The following is a 21,517-nucleotide window of genomic DNA, read 5'->3' as shown; positions in this document are numbered from 1 at the left end:
GTGGATATTATCCCACACTTCCCTCCAGACTAATTTCAAGTAACTTTTGGGCTTCTACCGCAAACTCCATAGGAAGTTGGTTGAGTACCTCCTTGGCATATCCATTCACGATAAGTGCTACGGCTTGCTCCGTAGGGATACCCCGTTGGTTGCAATAAAAAAGGATATCCTCTCCAATCTTAGAAGTAGTAGCTTCGTGCTCCACGGTAGCGGAAGGATTGCTCACTTCTATATAGGGGAAGGTATGAGCTCCACATTTATCTCCAAGGAGTAAGGAATCGCATTGTGAGAAGTTACGTGCTTTGTCGGCGCGCTTAAATACTTCTACCAACCCTCGGTAGGAGTTTTGACTCTTACCCGCCGAAATACCCTTCGATACGATACGGCTCTTGGTGTTTTTACCAATATGGATCATCTTGGTTCCGGTATCGGCTTGTTGCATATTGTTGGTCACGGCCACGGAGTAGAACTCTCCAATGGAATGGTCCCCTTTAAGAATTACCGATGGGTATTTCCAGGTAATGGCCGATCCGGTTTCTACCTGAGTCCAGGAGATCTTGGAATGAGCACCATCACATAGGCCCCTCTTAGTTACAAAATTGTAAATCCCCCCTTTGCCATCTTTGTCGCCAGGGTACCAATTTTGGACTGTAGAGTATTTGACATTGGCACCTTCATGCGCAAAAATCTCAACAACGGCCGCATGAAGCTGGTTTTCGTCCCGCATCGGAGCGGTACATCCTTCCAAATAACTAACGTGGCTATCCACGTCGCCAATAATTAAAGTTCTTTCAAACTGCCCAGTTCCGGCTGCATTGATACGGAAATAGGTAGAGAGCTCCATAGGACAACGCACCCCTTTAGGGATGTATACGAAGGATCCATCGGAGAATACCGCCGAATTTAACGCTGCATAATAATTATCTTTAGGAGGTACTACCGATCCAAGGTATTTTTTTACCAGATCAGGATGCTCTCGAATGGCCTCGCTGATTGAGCAAAAAATAATACCCTTTTCCTTTAAAGATTCTTTAAAGGTAGTGAATACCGATTCGGAGTCCATTACAGCATCCACCGCTATTCCTGAAATTCTCTTTTGTTCATTCAAAGAGATTCCTAAACGCTCAAAAGTATCCCTAAGTTCGGGATCGATATCGTCCAAACTTTCGACGGGTTTCTTTTTCTTGGGCGCCGAGTAGTATTTAATTTCATCGAATCGGATCTCTGGATAGTGAACATTGGGCCATTTGGGCTCAGTCATTCCTAACCAATGATGATAGGCCTTGAGCCTCCATTGTAGCATCCAATCTGGTTCGTTTTTCTTGGCAGATATAAAACGAATGATATCATCGTTCAGTCCCGGAGGGGCTTCGTCTGCTTCAATATTGGTGACAAAGCCATATTTATATTCCGAACTGGTGATTTCTTCCAACAATTCTTCTTCTTTGCTCATAGTCTAATGATTCATCGCAATGATATTACTAGTGGTGTAACACCGAGTCGCTATGATGAGTTTAATAAAAGGCCCAAAATTATACAAAAATGCTGACAAAGTTATGACCAATATCATATCTTATGTCAGCATTTGGCCTATTAGATCCAGATTTTGGGCTGAGAAAGGCCCTATTTACGCCTATAAGGTCTTTCGGCCATCCCGGCTGCTGGCGGCCTTTGGTGCCCGTTGGCCATAGCTAATCCTTAGCGATGCTTAACCGTTGGGCTCAACACGTTACAGATATCGGTGAGGGATTAAATAATTCTTGACATAATCTTCTACACCTTGCTCCAGGGTGTGGAAAGGGCGGTCATAACCAATAGCCCTTAACTTGGCCATGTTGGCTTCTGTAAAATATTGATATTTATCCCGTATATCTATTGGGGTATCAATGAATTCTATCTCGGGGGTCTTGTCCATGGCCTTAAAGGTGTTAATCACCAGGTCTTTGAAGGTACGTGCTTGTCCACTTCCTAGGTTATAGATGCCCGAGTCCTGTCGGTGGTGCATAAAATAAAGGCATACATCGATAAGGTCTTTTACATAAATGAAATCCCGCATCTGTTCGCCATCCTTAAATTCAGGATGATGTGAACGGAAGAGCTTCATTTTGCTGGTAGCCTTAATCTGGTTAAAGGCATGGTAGATCACCGAAGCCATACGGGCTTTGTGGAATTCGTTGGGGCCATAAACATTAAAGAACTTCAATCCTACCCAGAAGAAGGGTTTTTCTTTTTGCTCTAGGGCCCAAATGTCAAAATCATTTTTGGAATCTCCGTAGGGGTTCAATGGTTTCAGCTGGGGGATTAAAGCTTCGTTGTCGTCGTAACCCAGCTCACCAAGCCCATAAGTGGCCGCCGATGAGGCATAGACTAGGGGTATCTGATATTTAACGCAACTTTTCCATAGGTCTTTCGAAAAATTGACATTCAGTTTGTCGAAAATAGCCTTGTCAAATTCCGTGGTATCGGTACGTGCACCAATATGGAAGATAAATTCAACGTCTTTATAGTTCTGTTCAAGCCAAGTGAATAGATCGTCGCGCTCCACTTTTTCTTGAATGATTTTTCCTTCTAAGTTTTCGGCCTTTTGGATTTGCCCAAAATCATCTACGGCAATGATGCTTTTGAAGCCCTGTGCATTGAGGGTACTGATGAGCCCACTTCCAATGAAACCGGCCGCTCCTGTAACTATGATCATATCGATATGGTTTTCTTACTATTTATATTTTGTCCTTTACGTTTAACTTTTAAGCTGGTTATATTGCTTGTAATCAACTTGTTGTGATCGTGATCGGGCCGTCTCGCGGCCCGATCCCCCCTTAATAGACCCAAGTATTAATTTACTTAATACGATAAGGAAACGTAAAACTACCAATACAAGCTGTAATTTTGTACTCAATTTTTAAGAAGGAAGGCATAATTATGATTTATATAACGAGAAAAGAGCATTTTAATGCGGCGCACCGATTGTTTAATCCAAAGTGGTCGGACGAAAAAAACCAAGAGGTATTTGGCCCTTGCGCCAATAATAACTGGCATGGGCATAATTTTGATCTGTACGTTACCGTAAAAGGGCTACCCGATCCGGACACGGGGTTTGTCATTGACCTAAAGGTGCTTGGCGATATCGTAAAGGCTACGATCATCGACAAAGTGGATCATAAAAACCTGAATCTCGATGTCGATTTTATGCAAGGAAAAATGGCGTCTTGCGAAATTTTTGTCATGGAGATTTGGAAAATATTGGATCCAGCCATTAAAGCGGCGGCTTCTCAGGCCCAATTGCATTATATTAAGTTGGTAGAAACCCCCAAGAACTACGTGGAATACTATGGGGAATGAACGAGTGGTTCGTAATTGATTTAAAACCCGAAAGCCATGAAATACTTTATTATTGCCGGAGAGCGTTCGGGCGATCTGCATGGGGCCAACCTCATAAAAGGGATCAAAGAAAGCGACCCCCAAGCCGATTTTAGAGGCTGGGGGGGGGACCTGATGGAGGCAGAAGGCTTAAAGTTATTGACTCATTACCAACAAACGGCCTTTATGGGGTTTTTGGAGGTAATCCTTAATCTGCATAAAATTGCCGGTTATCTTCGAAAATGCAAGGCCGACATTCGGGACTATCAACCCGACGTACTCATATTGATAGACTATCCCGGTTTTAACTTACGGATGGCAAAATTTGCCAAGAAAAATGGCTTCCGGACTTTCTATTACATTTCTCCGAAATTATGGGCGTGGAACCAGGGAAGAGCCTGGGCCATTAAAAAAAATATCGATCGTATGTTCGTTATTTTCCCTTTCGAAATTGATTTTTACAAGAAGTTCGATTATCGGGTCGATTATGTAGGGAACCCATTGATGGATGCCATCGAGGCCTTTAACCCAAATCCAGACTTTAGATCGTTGAACGGTATCGACTCCCGTCCGGTGGTCGCCTTGTTGCCAGGGAGCCGTAAGCAGGAGGTGGAGGCTATGTTGTCGGAGATGCTGCGCGTTAGAGAGGCTTTTCCTAACCATCAGTTCGTGATAGCGGGTATTAGGAATCTTCCTCCGGCGTTATATGAGCCATATCTGGCTCAATTCGACTGCAGTATTGTATATGAAGATACTTATAATTTGCTAGCCATCGCAGAGGCGGCCTTAGTAACTTCGGGAACGGCTACCCTCGAAACCGCCCTACTCAACGTACCAGAAGTGGTATGTTACCGAACCAGCGGGATATCCTATGCCATTGCCAAAGCGGTGATTAAGGTGCGGTATATATCTTTGGTTAACCTGATCATGGACCGGGAGGTGGTACGTGAGCTGATACAGCAGGATCTGAATCAGGACCACCTAACTTCGGAACTGGGCGCTATTTTAAAAGGTGGCAAGAAGAGAACCCACTTATTGTCCGACTACAAACGGCTTCAAGAACTGGTAGGGAGAGGAGGGGCTTCCCAGCAGGCAGGAAGATTGATGGTACAATACCTTACCGAAACCCAGAAATGAGGACCCTAAGGCCCCCAATGATAGGGGCCTCAGTTTCGAAGTCTCAGGAGCTTGTCATATTCCAGTACGGTGATTAAGCTTCCTTTCATATCCACAAGTTTCTCTTCTTTAAAGTCGGATAAGGTCCTAATTACCGTTTCGGTGGCGGTACCAGCCATAGCCGCAATGTCCTCGCGGGTAATGGAAATGGAGAATAATTTGTTTTTATCGTCTTGGTATCTTTGAACGAGCACGACGAGTGCCTGAGCCACCCGTTTACGAACCGAATTGTAGGCCAGCTGGAGGAGACGTTCTTCTCGATCTTTAATCTCATTGGAGAGCATCTTGATAAACTTGGTTGCTACATCCCGATTTCCTTGAAGCAGATTAAAAAAATCTTCCTTAGGAATAATGGCTACTTCGGTGTTTTCGAAGGTAATGGCGGTTTCTTGATAAGGGTTTCCTTGGAGCAAGTCAAGGTATCCAAAAAAATCTCCTTCCTTATATAGGTCGGTTATAAACTCCTTGCCATAATCGTTGGACTTATATGCCTTGACCTTTCCTTTTTGAAGGAAAAAGATGTTGGAAGGGAAGCTGCCTTCCGTGTAGATCGTTTCTTTTTTCTTGAGCGTTTTTACTTTTTTACCTTCTGCAAGTTTGGCAATAAGGTCCAAAGATTTGGCTTCCTGTATAAATTCGTCGAGCCCATCGGCGGTTCTTTCGAATTTTTTCTTGAGCCTTTCACTCTTTTGTAGCCTCATTTCCACGGCATTGAGCAGTTCTATATCGTCGTAGGGTTTGGTCAGATAATCGTCGGCTCCCATAGTCATTCCTTTGCGATAATCGTCTTTTTCGACCTTGGCCGTTAGGAATACAAACGGAATCCCGGTGGTGGTATCGTCTTTCCCCAGCAGGTGTAACACCCCATAGCCATCCAATTCGGGCATCATAATGTCACAAATAATGAGATCAGGTGACGATTCTTGGGCCATTTGAACGCCCTCTTTGCCATTGGTGGCGGTGAGGACGGTATAATTGGCTAGCTCCAGAATTTCGGCTGTGTTTTCGCGCATTTCTGGATTATCTTCAATTAATAGTATTTTTTTTGTTTCCACTTTTGGATGGTACGTTTGTAATGAGTCAGAATAGTCGTTGATGCATTAAGCTTCATGGTCAGCTTGATGATTGGGAATAATCACCTCGAATCGGGTACCCACACCCATTTCACTGGTAAAGGATATGCTTCCGCCCAGAAGCTCCACATAATGGTGCACAATATTGAGGCCTAGGCCCGTACCTTGCGCATTTCCAGCATTTTTGGCCCTATAAAACCGATCGAAGATATGGTCCTTATCCACATCAGGGATTCCTATTCCCTCGTCCTGCAGGGTGATTTGGATCCGCTCTTCGGTGGCTTCTACATGCAATTGGATGTTGGTGTCGGGTTCGGAGTACTTGATGGAATTGGATAATAGATTGATAATAATATTCTTCAGCAACTGCTTGTCGAGCCAAACGGCATCAATGCCAGTATGTAAAAAGTGAATTTTTTGCCCTTTTTTACACAGCCCCTTAATTTCTTCAATGAGGCCACCAAAGTATTGAGGCAAGTCGGTTTCTACATAGACGACCTTCACTTGACCCTCTTCCAGCTTCCCCAGAGACAGAAAGTCATTGAGGATTTCTGTAAGATTGGTCACCGCCGATTTTATTCTAAGAACGTGTTTTTTACGTTTGTCTTCCTCTTCAGATGTTTGATAACGCCCTATCAGTGAGGCTGAAGACAAAATAGTGGCCAGTGGAGTGCGGAATTCATGAGAGGCTATGGTAACGAACTGGCTCTTCATATTGTTGAGTTCCCGTTCTTTTTTGAGTGCCCGCATCACTTCCTCCTGCGACTGTTCCACCTTTTTGATAGCCAAAGCCAGTTCTTGGGTCCTACGTTGTACACGATCTTCCAACTCTTCATTCAGTTTGGTTATTTGCTGATTGGCCTGGGCTATCAGTGACTCCTGAGTTTTACGGTCTGTTATATCTATGATAAAACTTACTACAAAATCACCTTCACTGGTCTTAAAAGGACTAAGGCTTACTTCTACAGGAAACTCACTACCATCCTTTCTTTTGGCAAAGAGATCGAGAAGGCCTCCCATACCACGAGCTCTGGGAGCATTGAAATATTTGGCCCGGTGTTTTTGATGGTCGACAGCATGACGTTGTGGTATGAGTACTTCTATTTTTTTGCCCGTAAGTTCTTGTTCCGTGTAGCCGAATAGTTTTACGGCCTTGGGATTAAGTTTTACAATGACGCCTTCTTTATTCACGACCACAATCCCTTCCGTTGCGTATTTGAATAATGCGTCCAGCATTTCGATATGCCGAGTCATTGTTATTGTATGTTTTAATGATTTTAATTCTAACATACCAAGTTAGTTCACATAGTTGAAGGGAACAAATATTAAATATCAAGAGGCCCGGGTAGGAGAAGTTGCCCTTTACTGGATCACTTCATAGTCAGTGACGAAAGCATCCTTACTTAGCTCGCTTTCTTTCCTTAAATCGTTTTGCTAAATAGCTCCGATTTGCGGCTATCGGCCCGTAGCCTGGCATCGAGGGCCATGCAAGCGTTTCTAATGAAAGATCTACCAGCTTCGGTAATCTGCAATTTATAGGGTGTGATCTCCACCAGGCCATCGTCCTGCATTTCTTCGAGTCGTTGCAAACCTTCGTAGAGTTCGTCGCAAGTATCCTTAGGATCCTGCCAGGTAGTTTCGAAACGGGTCATCAGGTTCAGAATATGCTTCCTTAGGATCAAATCCTCCTTTGTAAGTAGGTGTCCTTTAAAAATTGGGAGTTTCCCATTATTGACTCTTTGGGTATAGTCTTCAATCTTTTTCTCATTCTGGGCAAATCCCCACCAGGTATCACTGATAGAGGAGGCTCCCAGGCCAATCAAGAGCTGGGTATGGGCATCGGTATATCCCATAAAATTGCGGTGTAAATTACCGTTTATACTCGCTTGGTAGAGCGAGTCCTTCTCTAAAGCAAAATGGTCCATACCAATATCCTTGTAACCTGCTAGTTCTAAAGCATTTTTTCCGGTCTCGTAGAGTGCCATTTTTTTATCTGGATCTGGTAAGTCGGCTTCGGTATAGCGGCGCTGTCCGGGTTTTATCCACGGCACATGCGCATAGCTATAATAAGCGATTCGGTCAGGCTTCAGCTGTACCACTTTCATCATGGTTTCCATGATGTAGCAGCTTTTTTGCAAGGGTAGTCCGTATATTACGTCATAATTCACTGAAGTATAGCCAATTTCTCGAGACTTTTCAGTCAGGTGTTTTACTTGTTCAAAAGTCTGGTGGCGGTTAATTACCGCTAGCACGGCAGGGTTAAAATCTTGAACCCCGATGCTAATCCGTCGAAAGCCCACCTGATAAAGTGCTGTAAGGTGCTCGTCGGTGGTGTTGCCAGGATGTGCCTCAAAGCTAAACTGTGCCTGTGGATGTACGTCGCAGTCGGCCAGTAAGCTGGTGATAAGCAGGGTCAGGTTTTTGGGGCTAAAGAAGGTAGGGGTACCTCCTCCCAAATGGATTTCCTTGATAATAGGACGTTCGTCTTCGAAAATACGCTTATAAAGGCTCCACTCTTTGAGTAGCGTCCTGATGTACTGTTCCTCCACGGCATGATTGATCGTGATACGGGTGTTACAGCCACAATACGTGCACAGACTTTCGCAGTAAGGAAGGTGAATGTATAGGCTTATGCCTTCCTTTTGGTTTGATATTTTATAGGCGTCCCATACCGTTTCCTCCCACCGACTTTGGGTAGGGGCGTCTTTCTGCCAGTATGGGACCGTTGGATAGCTGGTATAACGGGGTCCGGGGATGTTATATTTGAAGAGCAGATCCTTGTCCATAGTTGCTTCGGATTGGTGATTGAATATGAATTCAAAACTAGGAAGCTCTGGAGCGTAAAAACATGATGTCGATCAGTTTTAATCCTTACTTTTCTTCGAGGGTAGTAGCCGGGCTATGGCAAATAGGGAGGGTAACGTTCTTTGAGGCAGGGTATTGTATCAATACTCCACGGGCAATCAGCCATATGCCTGCGATGGTCAGCATAACGGGTACGAGCCTCCGCATTCGAGTACGCAGACTGGGCCCAATGAGGCCTTTAAAAAAGCCAACGGCCAACATCATCGGCATAGTGCCAATACCGAATAGTAACATAAATGTGGCCCCTTCCAATGGCCCTCCGGTGGCCATCGAGGACATTAGGGCGAGGTAAACGAGCCCGCAAGGCACGAGGCCGTTGAGGCTACCGAGTAGGAACCATGCCATAGGGTTTTTGCGCTGTAGCATACTGCCCATCGCCTTTTTTAGGATCGAGAGTAATTTTTGTATAGGAGCTGGAGTGGGCAATGAGGCCTGGAACCGGGTAGACCAAAGCACATAGGCGACCATTAGGATACCCGCAGTAATAGATAAATATCTGAAGATACCGATCCAGGAAAGCGCGGATGCCAAGGTGCCGGTAAGGGCACCCAGGCAGGCATATAGGAGTGCCCTTCCGAAGTTATAGCTGAAGAGTCCCAGCAATTGGCGACGCTGAGACTGGCCATGTATGGGGAGGGCCAGGGCAATAGGACCACACATGCCCAGGCAATGAAAGCTACTGAGCAAGCCCATAGAAATGGCCAAGAATGGTAGTGGGCTATTCATATTTAGAGCAAATGAAGTGGAGATATCGGACCGGGAATCAGCGTTTGGCTATTACCAAGGCGCCTTCGTTCCAATAGGCCGATTTTCCGTGTTTCCAATCAATTTCTATTTTATAGCGCCCCTGTGGAACCATTGCGATAGGGATGGTCTGTTGGTGATTGCTCGGTTTTATATCGAAGCGACGATCTTTGGTGTCGTCGGAAGGACAATAAAAATGGATGGTGCCAGAAAGCCTCGATTCGTCCAAATCGGTAGGGTAATGAATGGCGATATCATTGGGGGTAATCTCCCAACTGACGGGATTAGCCAAAGCGGAGGCAGCCTTTATTTTGTCGAGCTTAGACTGGAACTTGAGCTCCTGACTGTAATATTGGTCGGTAACCAGGTCGATTTTCTGTCGTGTACTCATCACCACCAGTAGTACAATCATGGCTACGAAGCCTAAGTACAGTCCGGCTATGCCAGCACCCCAGTTTATTTTGATAGTTTTCATGTTTTTAAAATTTTATAAACGTTACTCCTGAGGAGCCATAAAGGTGGTTTCAAATGATTCCAGCTTTCGCTTTCCTTCGTAAACAGAGAGTGCGAGCTTCGACTTTCGTGCTTGAAGGGCCTCCTTTGGGACAATAATAAATACGGTTCCTTCTGCCATTCCGGTAGGGGGTAAGCTCAAATCAGGATTTCCCGCAAACTGCAGCCGGGCTCCTGGCACATCGATTTTGATGGTTGGAGTGATGGCATGGTTCGTTTTGTTAAAGATCTTAAAAGTGTACAAGTTGCTGATGGTCGCATCGTTGTTTTCAATATACTGCGTGCCAGGTGCCCTGAATAAGGTAGTCTGGGTGTCGGCCCGAGAGGCGAGTGTATAGCCTAATACCGACCATAACAAGACGAGCACCACCATATAGCCGATTACCCGAGGTGTAATGAGCTTCTTGTTTTTCTGAGTAATCGCATTTTCGGAGGTATAGCGAATGAGCCCGCGGTCAAAACCCACCTTGTCCATAATATTGTCGCAGGCATCGATACAAGCCGTGCAGTTTACGCACTCCATTTGAGTGCCGTTGCGGATGTCGATGCCAGTAGGGCATACACTCACACACTGATGGCAAGAAATACAATCGCCAGCCGTGCGATCCTGCCCTTTATGTAGCTTTTTCCTGGGTTCTCCTCGCTTATAATCATAGGCTACGATTATGGAATTCCGATCCATCAATACTCCCTGTAAACGGCCATATGGGCATACCACCGTGCAGGCCTGGTCGCGTAGCCAAGCAAAATTGAAATAGAAGATAAGGGTAAAAATGACGATCCCAGCAAACAGGGAAATATGGTCGGCTATGGGTTCATGAATGATGCGCGATAGTTCGTCTACGCCAAGTACATACGACAGGAGTAGATTAGCGATCATAAACGAAATGGCGAGAAATATAGAATACTTCAGGCCTTTCTTTCCTATTTTGGATGCTGTCCAAGGGGCCTTATTTAATAATTTCTGTTTTCCGGCATCCCCTTCAATAGCATATTCGATTTTGCGGAACACCATTTCCATAAATACCGTTTGTGGGCAGGCCCATCCACACCACAGCCGGCCGAATATGGTCGTAAAAAGGACAATGAAAAGCATGAAAGAGAGCATGGTGAGGCCAAAAAGCCAGTAGTCCTGAGGCCCAATAAACAAGCCAAAAATGATAAACTTACGTTCTATTACATTGAGCAATACCAACGGCTGATCATTGAGCTTAATAAAAGGGAGTACAAACAGCACCGTCAGTATGAGTACCGTGAACCAGGCCCTGCGGTTATGCCACTTTCCACTTGGCTTTTGAGGGTAGAACCAGTTTCTTTTTCCATCTTCAGCCACCGCATTAAACTGGTCTCTGAAGGCGTCGGGATTCTCAATGATATGCTTCTCTTTCATGGCTTTATTAATTCTGGGCGACGGTGCTATCGGCTAGTGTCGCACCATTTTCTTCTAGGAGTTCGCCTTGAGGTTCTTTGGGGTTGGCAGGCTTGGTGCCGGCAATCGTTACGATGTAACTAGCTACTTTTTGTATGTCGGTAGGGCTGAGTTGTTTTTCCCATGAGATCATACCTTTTTCGGGAACACCGTACTTTATGACAGTAAAAATATTCTTGATTCCTGCTCCGTGCAGCCAGTAGGCGTCGGTAAGGTTAGGGCCTACACCACCGCCCCCATCTACCGCATGACATGCCGCACATTTTTCGGTAAAAATGGTTTTCCCTCCTTCGAGGCCAGGGTCATCGGCAGAAAGTAGCGTCACGGAATTTTCGTCCATACTCGCACCTACTTTTTCGATATACGCTTTTTTCTCTATTTCTGCCTGAGCTACTTCTTTTTCTAGTTCTGCAATCTGCATGTCACCAAATCCTCCAAAATAATAGGCGGAGTAGATAATGGCAAATATGATGGTCAATATAAAAAGGGATTGTAACCAAGGTGGCATGCGGTTGTCTAATTCGTGAATACCGTCATAGTCATGATCTTTGATCAAAATTTTGTCCTCGTCGGAAAGTGCCACGCCAATTCCGGTAAAGTTGTTCCACCAGGAAGTGCTAAATAGGGATTTAGATGCTCCCTCCGCCATACCTTTATTTCTGATCTGACTTAGAACGGTGAGTGCGTTGTACAGGACGATCATCACCATTATCGTGATGAAAAAGAGTATACCTAGTACGACATAGAGTAAGAAATCGGTACCCGACATCGCTCTTTTAAGGTCTTCGGTCTCTTGGGCCATAGCGGCAGTGGTCCCTATAAACACCATAAAGAAGGAAAGTATTGATTTGGCAGCTGGGTGATCGAAGGGGATATTTTTCATTTTATCGAGGCTCTTTTTGTCCATCGTAAAAACGTAATAAAGCAGACCTAAGAAGAAAACGAAGAAGATCACCAGAGATATGAGGGGGTAGACTTCTATGCCTGCTATTGTTTCGAGATAGTTTCGGAATTTCATGTTAAGCAGTATTAATGATTTGAATAGCACTGAGCTTTATGGAAGGGCTATTGACGGTCTCCGTTAAGATGGGTCAATAGCCCGCCCTATATTATTTCTTGTCTGTTTTGATATCCGTTCCTAGTCGTTGCAGATAAGCGATCAAGGCGATAATCTCCTTGTTTTCGCTGGTTTTAATACCATTTTGTTTTAGACTTTCCTGGATAGCTAAGGCCTGCTTGTGCAAGTCGTCGTTGGCTAATTTATCATAGTCTTTTTCGTATGGTACTCCCAGTTTTTGCATGGTACGGATCTTGATGCCAGTGGTGGTAGTATCCAAATCATCTTCTAGGAGCCAGCCATAGCGGGGCATAATGGAGCCCGGCGACATACTGGTAGGGTCTTCCATATGGTTATAATGCCATGCATCGGAATATTTACCTCCCAAGCGCTGAATATCGGGACCGGTACGTTTAGAGCCCCACTGGTGCGGGAAGTCATAAACAAACTCTCCTGATTTAGAATACTCCCCGTATCGCTCTATTTCGGCCCTGAAGGGGCGGATCATCTGCGTATGGCAAACGTAGCAACCTTCTCTTACATAAATGTCACGTCCTTGAAGTTCCAAAGGAGTATACGGCTTTACGCTAGTGATGGTAGGGATATTAGATTCTACCAAGAAAGTGGGTATCATCTCGATCATCCCGCCGATAGCCACGGCTATTAAAGAGAATATGGTAAGGGCTAGTGGCTTGCGTTCCAAAAGACGACGGTGCCAGTACTCGTTTTTATTGGCATGCCAGATGGCTCTCAACGGCATGGCTTTGGCTTTTTCTGTCGCAATGAAGCTACCCTTAGCGGCAGTCATCCAGAGGTTATAGATCATCACTACAAAGCCTACCAGGTATAAGGTACCGCCCACGCTGCGCATAAAGTACAAGGGAGCTAGCTGCGTTACGGTCTCCAAAAAGTTAGGATACTTCAGTAGGCCTTCTTGGGTGAACTCCTGCCACATACTACTTTGTACCCATCCTGCCCAGTACATGGGTATGGTATAGAAAAGAATCCCTAGAGTACCGATCCAGAAATGGAAATTGGCGGCTTTAGCAGAGTATAATGGGCGGTTGTAAAGTTTTGGAAACAACCAGTAGAGAATACCAAAAGTAAGGAAACCATTCCATCCTAGAGCACCTACGTGTACGTGGGCGACGATCCAGTCGGTATAGTGTGCTATGGCATTAACGTTTTTAAGAGAGAGCATAGGCCCTTCGAAAGTGGCCATACCGTATGCCGTAATGGCCACAACCATAAATTTTAACACTACATCTTCACGTACTTTGTCCCATGCACCGCGTAGGGTCATCAGTCCGTTCATCATACCACCCCACGATGGAGCCAGGAGCATGATCGAGAAAACGGTTCCAAGGGTTTGAGCCCACTCGGGTAAGGCAGTGTACAACAAATGGTGAGGTCCCGCCCAAATGTATAAGAATATCAATGCCCAGAAATGGACAATAGATAGGCGGTAGGAGTATATGGGGCGATTGGCTGCCTTAGGAAGAAAATAATACATGAGGCCCAGATAGGGGGTCGTCAGGAAGAATGCTACCGCATTATGTCCATACCACCATTGCACCAAGGCGTCCTGTACACCGGCATATACCGGGTAACTCTTCATAAAGGAGATCGGAATTTCAATGTTATTGACTACGTGAAGCATAGCCACCGTAACGAAAGAGGCGATATAAAACCACACGGCCGCATAGATATGCTCCACTCTTCTGTTGAGGGTCGTCATGATGATATTGACAAGGGCAGATACCCACACTACCGCTATGGCAATGTCGAAGGGCCATTCCAGCTCTGCATATTCTTTGGAAGAGGTAAAGCCCATCGGTAGGCTGATGGCTGCCCCAAGAATGATGAGTTGCCACCCCCAGAAATGAAACTTTCCAAGGGTAGGGCTCCAAAGCGGGGTTCGTAATACCCTTGGCACAGAATAGTAAAGGCCAGTAAAGAATCCATTACCTACAAAAGCAAAAATAACCGCATTGGTGTGCAAGGGCCGTATTCTACTAAAGGTGGTGTAAGGAAGGTCCATGTTGAGGTTTGGAAAGACCAGCTGAAAAGCAGCCAAGAGTCCTACCAACATGCCAATGAGTCCAAAAAGAATCGTGGCAATGGCAAAGTCGCGTACGAGCCGGTTGTCGTACTGAAACTCGTCCATCTCAATCGATGCTAGTTTGGGGTTAGGGACGTTAGACATAAAAAAAGTAAATAAAAATGGTGAATAAATTTTGAGTTTTTAGGCAGAGGTTACCGGACTCCGGACCCTGGATGAATAAAAATTAGTTTGTTGTGAAGTGTATCGTTTGTTGCGAAGTGTCGTTACTTTTCATCCTCATCGAGCAGTATTCGAATGGCCGGGGTATAGTCGTCATCGAAATGACCCTTCCGGACCGACCAAATAAAGGCACCCAGGAAACCTAAGGCAACTACCAGGCTGACAAGGATAAGTATGTATAAAGCGCTCATAACGATATTGTTTATTTTCTATGGTTCAAAACTACTTCAGCCAGCGCTGAACAAATATGATTGTACTGTTGGTAAAACCTGACCTTGGTCAGTTTTTGAGACAACGACGAGCCGCTATATTACTGGCCATGGTAGTGAAGCCCACCACGGTAATGGAGCTAATAGGCATCAGAATCGCCGCAATGACCGGGCTCAGCTGGCCCATCATGGCAAAGGCTATTCCTATAGCGTTGTATAAGAGCGATATCACGAAGCTGGCCTTGATGATCTGCTGTCCGGCCTTGGCCAACCTAATATACCCTGGGAGCTTGGTGAGCTGAGGGCCCTCAAGGATGGCGTCGCAGGAAGGAGAGAAGTTGTTGATGTCGTCGGACACGGCTATTCCAACCTCACTTTGGCTTAATGCTCCTGCATCGTTGAGCCCGTCTCCAAGCATTAACACCCGGTGACCATCCGCTTGTAGATCGGCTATAAACCGTAATTTGTCGATCGGCTTTTGTTCGAAATATAAGGGGGAACCCTTTCCGAAAAGTCCGCTTAAATATGGGCGGTCGGTGGGTTTGTCGCCGGAAAGTAAGTAAGTGCCAAAACCGTCAGCTTGTAGGTTTTGTAGGGCAAGTTCTAGCTCAGGGCGGTATTTGCTTTGGAATATAAAATGCCCCACCGTTTGGCCATCAATGCTGACATATACTACCGATCGGTTTGCGGCTTGGCTGCTTTCGGCAGTACCCACCCAGCTCGCCGAACCGAGCTTTACCAATTGGCTGCCATACTTGGCGCTAATACCGGCTCCGCTGACCTCCTGATAGTCCAGAAGTTCCCTTTTGCTAATAATGATGTCCTTCAAGCTTTTGACGAGCATTCGGCTCAAGGGGTGCGACGACTGCCGCGCCAGGGTCTTAATAGCGACCCACTCTTGTTGGTTAAGGTCTCGGCCTTGGTACCGTACTTCCGATTCGTTGGCAAGGGTAATGGTGCCCGTCTTATCAAATACAATGCTGTCGATACTGGCCAGGCGCTCGAGGGCATGAGCGTTTTTGGGATAAAACTTATTTTTACCAAAAATGGCCAATAGGTTACCATTGGTAAAAGTGGATGACAGCAGCAAGGCACAGGGACAGGCCACGAGCAGAAGGGTCGTGAAGGCGTTAAAAGCCGTCGTGGTGTCTTTTAATACCAGCGCCCATATGGCAAAGGTGCCTACTGCCAAGGTTAGCACGGCGGCTGAAAAATAACGGTTGATCCGTGCAGATAAAGTTTGTTGTTGATCCTCTTTCTTCCGAGTAAAGCTGTCGTTGTTCCAAAGTTGGGTGAGATACCCTTGCGATACCGGTCGCAGCACTTCCAGCTCTATGGCGGGCCCCATTTGTTTTCCTCCGGCATATACCGTGTCATTTTTGAGTCGGCCTACAGGCTCGGCCTCTCCTGACACGAAGCTGTAATTGATACGTGCAGCAGCACTTTTTAAAATAGAGTCGGCGGGTATTAACTCCTCGTTCCGAATACGCATCACATGGCCGGTTTTAAGGTCGCCTACCGGTATTTTCCTCTCTTGGGTGCCCTCTACCACGGTGATGGCTATAGGGAAATAAGATTTATAATCGCGGTCAAAGGATATTCCTGCATAAGTTTTGTCCTGGAAGTAGCGTCCCAAAAGCATAAAGAACACGGCTCCTGCCAATGAGTCGAAATATCCTGAGCCGGTGCTTGTGGCCACTTGATAGAGACTATTGGCATATACACTGGCCAAGGCCAAGGCTATTGGGGCGTCTATATTCAGGTGCCGTGCCTTAAGCGCCCCATAGGCCGAGGTGAAGAAGTCTGAAGCACAATAGAAAAACACCGGAATACTAAGTATTACATTGATGATACTGAACAAGTTCATCAGTTCCTGATCGGCTCCTTGGGCTCCCATATGAAAGTATTCGGGGAAGCTCATCATCATGATATTTCCAAATGCGAAGCCCGAAATACCTATTTTGTAGAGGCGCGTACGGTTCCATTTAGAAGGCTTGGTACCTTCTAGGTCTTCCAAACTCAAATAAGGCTCGTAGCCGATGCTCGATATGAGCCTCGCCAGCTCGCTGAGCTTTAGCTGTTGTTGGTCGAAAGTGATGCGCGCTTTTTTCTCAGGGAAATCGACCACCGAACTACGGATGCCTGGGTGTAGCCTGTGAAGCTGTTCTAGTAGCCAGATGCAGGAACTACAATGCATCTTTGGAATGTACCAGTTTACAATTCCTCTCTGTCCGTCGGTGAATTCTAGGACTTTTTCAGATACCTCAGGGAGGTCCAGATAATCGAATTTTTCCTTGTAGTCGTTCTGGTCTGGTGATATTCCCTGCGGGCCATCTAGACTATAATAACGGCAAAGGTCGTTTTCTTTTAATATTTCGTAGACTGTAGAGCAACCTTGGCAGCAAAAGGAATGATGATCAAAGTTAATAATATCGTCGGTAAGGCCTTCTCCACAGTGGTAGCAGGTGCCTATTTCCTGATCTTGCTCAATGATGATGGGTTCTTGGGTTTGCATATCGCCTCACTTTGATACTGGAAGGAGCGCCCCTTTGGGCCCTCCGTTGGTTACAAAGGTGTTGCATTGCAGGGTCTTAAAAGATGACTATACCTATCACCATTTATGACATTCGTCAGTTTTTAAAATGTCCTATTCGTGGCCTTAGACCTGGAAAGGAGAACAAAAAAAAAGAGCAATTCCCAAAATAAGGGGATTGCTCTTTTTTCGGTTATACGTCCTGCTTTTATTAATATTTTAAAGTTTGGTTGGTCTCGCTGCTTTGCATGGCTAAGTCGATAACCCGGGTGGTGCGAAGTATTTCCGATGGTTTTACGAGCAGCTCGGCCTGGTTGGCTATGGCGTCGTACACGTTCTGGTAAAACTGAGCGTAGTCACCCGCTTCGCTTTCGATGATTCCGGTATATTCGTCGCTAGAAAGCTTACCCCAGCGGTCTTCAGGTTCTACCCCCCATGGCCGGGCGGTAGGCAGAATATTCTGGCGAAGGGTCTCTTCCTGAGGGTCTAAGCCGCCCTTTACAAACGACCCCTTGGTGCCATGAATACTGTAGCGCAAGAAGTTATCGTAAACCATTAGGCTCGACTTTACGATTACGAGTTTGTCGGCATATCCCAGTCTGATATCGAAATAGTCATCGATCTCACTGTTAGGGCGCACATTACGGATTTCGGCCGAAACGGTGATAGGTTCTCCAAATAATACCAAGGCCTGATCGATCAGGTGGGGGCCAAGGTTATATAGATTTCCGCCAACGGGTACTTTCTTCTCTTTCCACGACTCGGTGGGTACTACCGTCCTAAAGCGGTCGTAGCGGCATTCAAACTCGATCACCTGGCCGATTCGATCTTCGTCGATCAGCTTTTTGATCGTAAGGAAATCCGAATCCCAGCGTCTATTCTGATAGGCGGTAAGGATGAGTCCTTTCTCCTCGGCTTTGGCAATAAGTTGGCGGGCTTCGGCTTCGGTGGCGGCGAAGGGCTTCTCTATAACCACATGCTTGCCATTTTCTAGGCAGTCCATGGCATATTGAAAATGGGTGTCGTTGGGGGTACAGATAAATACCAGGTCAATGGAATCATCGGCCAGAAGCTCATCTATAGAACGGGCATTTTCGATGCTAGAGTCAAACTCCTGAGCTTCATTTTTGCTCCTTTCAACTACCGTTTTTAACTTGAAATTGGGGTTGGTGCTGAGGAAGGGGGCATGGAAATACCGGCCCGAAAGCCCAAAGGCTACAAGCCCTACGTTTAAAACTTTATTGGTCATAATGGTATGGAAAGATCAATTTTTAATGTTCAGTAAAGATAAATAATGAAAAGAGTTTTCGCCAGCAATCTCAAAGTAGATCCTTGTGGTGCCCACCATCAAGACTGATTTTTTGACTTTTCTCCATGACAAGCACCTTTAATTTTAGTTTGATCCAGAGTAGGTTGATCATCATTATTGACAAGCTTAATAGGTTTAGTTATTATTTTTGTATCATCGTATTATCAAATACCATATCATTCCATGTCGGCAAGTAGTACAGTACTCAAGGATCTGAAAGGGGAGATGAATCATGCATTTGGCGATTTATATCGGGATTATTTCGGGACGGTCGAGCGATTTGTTATACATAATAACGGAACATCGGCAGATGCAGAGGATTTATTTCAAGACACTATGCTGGTGTTGGTCGAAAAGCTACGTCAGGAGCATTTCAACCTGACGGCCTCTATCAAAACTTATGTGATGGCCATAGCGAAACACTTATGGTTAAAAAAACTTCGTGATGTGCCAGAAATGGGGGAGCTGGACGAAGCCAATTATAGCCTCTTTGCTGCTGGAATCGATCGGTCCATCGAAAATGAAAGATCGTATACGGAGCGTTTACAGTATTATCTTACCAAGATTACCGATCATTGTAGCAGGTTAATGCAAGATATGTTCTTTAAAAACAAATCCATCGAGCAAATTCAATCTGACTATGGGTATAGCTCGAAGCATAACGCCCAAAACCAAAAACACAAGTGCATGAAGCAGATCATTCGGGTTAAGGAAGAGGATGAAAAAAAATAAATTTTTCGTGCTTGGGTGATTTTTTTGATGTTTTGGTATTAAGTGATATCAAGTTCAAACTTAAACTTAATTGAAGATGAATTCAACATTCAAAAAAATCGCATTGATGATTGGCTTTGTAGCCTTTACTACTTCCATGACACTCGCCCAGTCGGCTACGGCCTGGAAAGTCGACAAAGCGCATACTTCTGTAAACTTTTCGGTCAACCATTTCTTTTCGGCCGTTACGGGCAAGTTTACCAGCTTCGAAGGTTCCATTAATTTTGACCCTAACAACCTCCAGGCGAGTAGCGCCTCTTTTACCATACCGGTGGCTAGCGTAAATACCGACGATGCCAAGCGTGATAAGCATTTACAATCCGACGACTTTTTTAACGTAAAAAAATATCCAAACATTAGTTTCAAATCTACTGGATTCGAAAAGATAAGTGCTTCCGAATATGTAGTGAAAGGCCAGCTAACGATCAGAGACGTGACTAAAAATGTGTCGCTACCATTCAAACTGCTGGGAGAAATGGAACATCCCATGATGAAAAATACCATTATTATGGGCGTTGCGATGGATACTAAACTAAATAGAACCGACTATGGCGTAGGAGTAGGTAGCTGGGCCGCTACGGCCGTCGTAGGAGATGAGGTTACCATCGATATTAATATGGAGCTTAACAGGAAAAAATAATGAAAAAAGTTTGGTCTTATCTCCTGTGGGGGGGCGTCATAGCCGGAGTTTATTACTACAATAATCCTCAAGTAGATTTTCAGCAGAACTCCGAAGAGGGGATCCAATTTCAAAACGATAAATGGGTGAATGCCCTAGCGAAAGCCAAACAGGAAAACAAATTGGTGTTTTTAGATGTTTATGCCACTTGGTGTGGCCCATGTAAAAAGCTAAAAAAGTATACTTTTTCCGATTCGGATGTGGGCAACTATTTCAATAAACACTTTGTAAATGTGGCGCTGAATGCCGAAGTGAATGAGGGTGCTGTCGCCGCTAATTTTTATGGAGTCAACTCATATCCTACCGTATTGTTTGTGGATGGAGACGGCAATGTGGTGAAGCGGCATTCGGGATATTTGAATGCTGGTGAGCTACTAAAGCTAGGAGAAGAACTGCAAATGGACTAGTCCTTCCCCGTTAGGTAATAAGTCGCTGAGGCAGTCGATAGACAATTGGTGGACGATCGACTGCTTTTTTATATTTGTCCCTACCAACAAGGGGTATAATAGGTATCTTTGCGACTTATAAAACGGTGGACAGCGGCATGGGAGGATCCTGCCGTAGGTTCGGTTTTTAATCCTAATCCGTATGAAAATGAAAAACTTTTTATTCGCTATGGTGGCTGTCCTGCTAGGTTTTCCTGCAGTGGCTCAGTCGGGCAAGGTTTATGATAGTCTTACGCTCCCTAGCAAACTCTTGAAAGCAGAAAGGAAATATGCCATTTATCTCCCTCCAGATTATGAAACTTCGGAGCGTAGCTATCCAATCCTTTATTTGCTGCATGGAGCTGGTGACGACCAAACGGGTTGGATCCAGTTTGGGGAAGTCCTTCGCCTTGCCGACGAGGCCATTAGGGACGGGAGTGCTACCCCAATGATCATCGTCATGCCCGATGCCAATACCGAGCGAAGGGGTTATTTTAATGATGTTAAGGGGGACTTTCCCTATGAAGATTTTTTCTTTACGGAGCTTATGCCCTACGTAGAGAAAAAGTATAGGGTAAAATCTGAAAAAAGGTATCGTGCCGTGGCAGGCCTGTCCATGGGAGGGGGTGGTAGCTTTATGTATGCCTTACACCGGCCTGACCTATTCTCTTCTGCTTGCCCATTGAGCGCCTATATTGGTCCTATTACCGTAGAAGATGCCAAAAAAAGACTGCAAGGGCCCAATACCACCATTTCGGATGAGCAGGTGGCTGCTTATTATAAAACCCATAGTGCCTTACCCCTTGTAGAAAACATGCCCGACGACCAGAAGAAAGCGGTGCGTTGGTATATCGACTGCGGGGACGACGATTTCCTTTACGAAGGCAATAGCCTCGTTCATATCGCGATGCGTAAAAAGGAAATTCCTCATGAGTTTCGGATACATGACGGGGGACATTCATGGTCCTATTGGCGCCGAGCTTTGCCACATGTGTTGGCCTTTGTGTCCGAAGGTTTTCACCAATATTGATACCGACGCTCGGCTATCGCTAGGCATTCCGACTAGCCTACTAGCTTTGGTGGCGGAAGTGTG

19 protein-coding genes are annotated in these 21,517 nt (G+C 45.4%); 6 read left to right on the top strand and 13 right to left on the bottom strand.

Going from position 1 to position 21,517, the window contains the following annotated elements; translation table 11 throughout:
• Positions 1–7 precede the first annotated feature (7 nt).
• Together sufB and rfaD are read right to left on the bottom strand one after the other, a co-directional pair.
• Positions 8–1,453, bottom strand: coding sequence for a Fe-S cluster assembly protein SufB (gene sufB, locus CLV98_RS04705; protein WP_109673166.1), 1,446 nt, complete (start codon positions 1,451–1,453; stop codon positions 8–10).
• A 276-nt stretch (positions 1,454–1,729) separates the two neighbouring features.
• Entirely contained in the window at positions 1,730–2,695 is a 966-nt protein-coding gene (gene rfaD / locus CLV98_RS04695) for an ADP-glyceromanno-heptose 6-epimerase (RefSeq protein ID WP_109673164.1), read from the bottom strand.
• 224 nt (positions 2,696–2,919) lie between these two features.
• Here rfaD and CLV98_RS04690 point away from each other — a divergent pair, with 224 nt between their 5' ends.
• Both CLV98_RS04690 and lpxB read left to right on the top strand, forming a co-directional pair.
• The gene (locus tag CLV98_RS04690) at positions 2,920–3,339 is read left to right on the top strand and encodes a 6-pyruvoyl trahydropterin synthase family protein (RefSeq protein WP_109673163.1); all 420 of its coding nucleotides are present in this window, start codon (positions 2,920–2,922) and stop codon (positions 3,337–3,339) included.
• Between the two features lie 36 nt (positions 3,340–3,375).
• Positions 3,376–4,494, top strand: coding sequence for a lipid-A-disaccharide synthase (gene lpxB / locus CLV98_RS04685; protein WP_109673162.1), 1,119 nt, complete (start codon positions 3,376–3,378; stop codon positions 4,492–4,494).
• 29 nt (positions 4,495–4,523) lie between these two features.
• Here lpxB and CLV98_RS04680 read toward each other — a convergent pair whose 3' ends face one another.
• From CLV98_RS04680 to CLV98_RS04630, 11 genes are all read right to left on the bottom strand, one after another.
• A complete protein-coding gene (locus tag CLV98_RS04680; RefSeq protein WP_109673161.1) occupies positions 4,524–5,588 on the bottom strand; it encodes a response regulator in 1,065 nt (354 codons plus the stop codon).
• Positions 5,589–5,633: 45 nt separating this feature from the next.
• Entirely contained in the window at positions 5,634–6,860 is a 1,227-nt protein-coding gene (locus CLV98_RS04675) for a PAS domain-containing sensor histidine kinase (protein ID WP_229203215.1), read from the bottom strand.
• Between the two features lie 167 nt (positions 6,861–7,027).
• Complete coding sequence (gene hemN, locus CLV98_RS04670) at positions 7,028–8,392, bottom strand: oxygen-independent coproporphyrinogen III oxidase (RefSeq protein ID WP_109673159.1); 1,365 nt, start codon at positions 8,390–8,392, stop codon at positions 7,028–7,030.
• An 85-nt stretch (positions 8,393–8,477) separates the two neighbouring features.
• Complete coding sequence (locus CLV98_RS04665) at positions 8,478–9,197, bottom strand: sulfite exporter TauE/SafE family protein (RefSeq protein WP_229203214.1); 720 nt, start codon at positions 9,195–9,197, stop codon at positions 8,478–8,480.
• 37 nt (positions 9,198–9,234) lie between these two features.
• The gene (locus tag CLV98_RS04660; RefSeq protein ID WP_229203213.1) at positions 9,235–9,690 is read right to left on the bottom strand and encodes a FixH family protein; all 456 of its coding nucleotides are present in this window, start codon (positions 9,688–9,690) and stop codon (positions 9,235–9,237) included.
• 21 nt (positions 9,691–9,711) lie between these two features.
• Positions 9,712–11,118: a cytochrome c oxidase accessory protein CcoG gene (gene ccoG / locus CLV98_RS04655; RefSeq protein ID WP_109673157.1), complete on the bottom strand. Its 1,407-nt coding sequence runs from the start codon at positions 11,116–11,118 to the stop codon at positions 9,712–9,714.
• A 7-nt stretch (positions 11,119–11,125) separates the two neighbouring features.
• Entirely contained in the window at positions 11,126–12,175 is a 1,050-nt protein-coding gene (locus tag CLV98_RS04650; protein ID WP_109673156.1) for a cbb3-type cytochrome c oxidase N-terminal domain-containing protein, read from the bottom strand.
• Between the two features lie 91 nt (positions 12,176–12,266).
• Positions 12,267–14,420, bottom strand: coding sequence for a cytochrome-c oxidase, cbb3-type subunit I (gene ccoN / locus CLV98_RS04645; RefSeq protein ID WP_109673155.1), 2,154 nt, complete (start codon positions 14,418–14,420; stop codon positions 12,267–12,269).
• 122 nt (positions 14,421–14,542) lie between these two features.
• Positions 14,543–14,689: a cbb3-type cytochrome oxidase assembly protein CcoS gene (gene ccoS / locus CLV98_RS04640; RefSeq protein WP_109673154.1), complete on the bottom strand. Its 147-nt coding sequence runs from the start codon at positions 14,687–14,689 to the stop codon at positions 14,543–14,545.
• Positions 14,690–14,777: 88 nt separating this feature from the next.
• A complete protein-coding gene (locus tag CLV98_RS04635; RefSeq protein ID WP_109673153.1) occupies positions 14,778–17,222 on the bottom strand; it encodes a heavy metal translocating P-type ATPase in 2,445 nt (814 codons plus the stop codon).
• 229 nt (positions 17,223–17,451) lie between these two features.
• The gene (locus tag CLV98_RS04630) at positions 17,452–18,489 is read right to left on the bottom strand and encodes a Gfo/Idh/MocA family oxidoreductase (protein ID WP_109673152.1); all 1,038 of its coding nucleotides are present in this window, start codon (positions 18,487–18,489) and stop codon (positions 17,452–17,454) included.
• 243 nt (positions 18,490–18,732) lie between these two features.
• On the opposite strand from CLV98_RS04630, the gene CLV98_RS04625 reads away from it, so the two are divergent.
• From CLV98_RS04625 to CLV98_RS04610, 4 genes are all read left to right on the top strand, one after another.
• Positions 18,733–19,281, top strand: coding sequence for an RNA polymerase sigma factor (locus CLV98_RS04625; protein ID WP_109673151.1), 549 nt, complete (start codon positions 18,733–18,735; stop codon positions 19,279–19,281).
• A gap of 76 nt (positions 19,282–19,357) precedes the next feature.
• Positions 19,358–19,960 (top strand): YceI family protein, encoded by a 603-nt coding sequence (locus CLV98_RS04620; protein ID WP_229203212.1) that lies wholly within the window; start codon positions 19,358–19,360, stop codon positions 19,958–19,960.
• A complete protein-coding gene (locus CLV98_RS04615) occupies positions 19,960–20,406 on the top strand; it encodes a thioredoxin family protein (RefSeq protein ID WP_109673150.1) in 447 nt (148 codons plus the stop codon). The genes CLV98_RS04620 and CLV98_RS04615 overlap by 1 nt, the downstream gene beginning before the upstream one ends.
• Positions 20,407–20,593: 187 nt before the next feature.
• Positions 20,594–21,454 carry an alpha/beta hydrolase gene (locus CLV98_RS04610; RefSeq protein WP_374755171.1) on the top strand — a complete coding sequence of 287 codons (861 nt, stop codon included), beginning with the start codon at positions 20,594–20,596 and terminating at the stop codon, positions 21,452–21,454.
• The last annotated feature ends 63 nt before the right edge of the window (positions 21,455–21,517 follow it).

It is taken from the genome of Dyadobacter jejuensis, from assembly GCF_003149085.1.
In the GTDB taxonomy this organism is placed as follows: Bacteria; Bacteroidota; Bacteroidia; order Cytophagales; family Spirosomataceae; genus Dyadobacter; species Dyadobacter jejuensis.
This window is presented reverse-complemented; position numbering and strand designations above follow the sequence as displayed.